The organism is Microbispora sp. CL1-1 (assembly GCF_012034195.1).
GTDB lineage: Bacteria > Actinomycetota > Actinomycetes > Streptosporangiales > Streptosporangiaceae > Microbispora.
Window position 1 is genome coordinate 1 of record NZ_JAATEK010000123.1, and the last position, 1,501, is coordinate 1,501.

Annotated in this window: 1 protein-coding gene; it reads right to left on the bottom strand. The window is 67.0% G+C overall.

Features of this window, described 5'->3' with window-relative positions:
- Position 1 precedes the first annotated feature (1 nt).
- The gene (locus HCK04_RS40205) at positions 2-1,483 is read right to left on the bottom strand and encodes a WD40 repeat domain-containing protein (protein WP_142652761.1); all 1,482 of its coding nucleotides are present in this window, start codon (positions 1,481-1,483) and stop codon (positions 2-4) included.
- Positions 1,484-1,501: the final 18 nt, after the last annotated feature.

Genomic DNA, 1,501 nt, shown 5'->3' on the forward strand with positions numbered 1-1,501 from the left:
GTCATTTGCACGGTGGGGTGTATGGGACGTCGTCGCCGATGTAGCGCTGCCATTCTTTAATGCCGAGGTTGTTCTTGGTAGTGGCGCAGATTCGCTGGATTGCCTTGGCCACGTTTGTCTCCCATAGCAAAACTGCACGATCCGCACCGGCGCTGGCCAGGGTATGCCCGTCCGGGCTGAACGCCACCGAGAAGACAGCGCCGGTGTGGCCGGTCAGGGGCCGGCCCAGTGGTGCGGCCCGGGCAGGGTCAGAAACGTCCCACAACCGAACAGAGCTATCCCAACTGGCGCTGGCCAGGGTATGCCCATCCGGGCTGAACGCCACCGAGTTGATGTTGCTGGTGTGGCCGGTCAAGGGCCGGCCCAGAGGTGCGGCCCGGGCAGGGTCAGAAACGTCCCACAACCGAACAGACCCGTCGGCGCCGGCGCTGGCCAGGGTATGCCCATCCGGGCTGAACGCCACCGAAAGGACGGCGTCGGTGTGGCCCGTCAGGGGCCGCCCCAACGGCACGGCCCGGGCCGGATCAGAAACATTCCACAACCGAACAGACCCGTCGACGCTGGCGCTGGCCAGGGTATGCCCATCCGGGCTGAACGCCACCGAGAAGACAATGTTGGTGTGGCCGGTCAGGGGCCGCCCCAGTGGTGCGGCCCGGGCCGGATCAGAAACGTCCCACAACCGAACAGACCCGTCGGCGCCGGCGCTGGCCAGGGTATGCCCATCCGGGCTGAACGCCACCGAGTTGATGTTGCTGGTGTGGCCGGTCAAGGGCCGGCCCAGGGGCGCGGCCCGGGCAGGGTCAGAAACGTCCCACAACCGAACCGAGCTATCCCAACCGGCGCTGGCCAGGGTATCCCCATCCGGGCTGAACGCCACCGAGAAGACGACGTCGGTGTGGCCGTTCAGGGGCCGCCCCAACGGCACGGCCCGGGCCGGATCAGAAACGTCCCACAACCGAATAGATCGGTCGCTGCTGGCGCTGGCCAGGGTATCCCCATCCGGGCTGAACGCCACCGAGACGACGTCGTAGGTGTGCCCGGTCAGATACGAGCCGGGAAGGTTCCACAGCCGGATAGACCGGTCGTCACCTGCGCTGGCCAGGGTATGCCCGTCCGGGCTGAACGCCACCGAGGTAATGATATTGGTGTGGCCGGTCAAGGGCCGGCCCAGGGGTGCGGACTGGGCGGGGTCAGAAACGTCCCACAAGCGAACAGACTCATCCAGGCTGGCGCTGGCCAGGGTATGCCCGTCTGGGCTGAACGCCACCGAGAAGACGGTGTTGGTGTGGCCGGTCAGGGGCCGCCCCAACGGCGCGGCCCGGGCCGGATCAGAAACATTCCACAACCGAACAGACCTGTCTTCGCCGGCGCTGGCCAGGGTATCCCCGTCCGGGCTGAACACCACCGAAGCAGCGTTCCTAGCGTGGCCGGTCAAGGGTCGGCCCAACGGGGCGGCCCGGGCCGGATCAGAAACGTCCCACAAGCGAACAGACTCATCGAA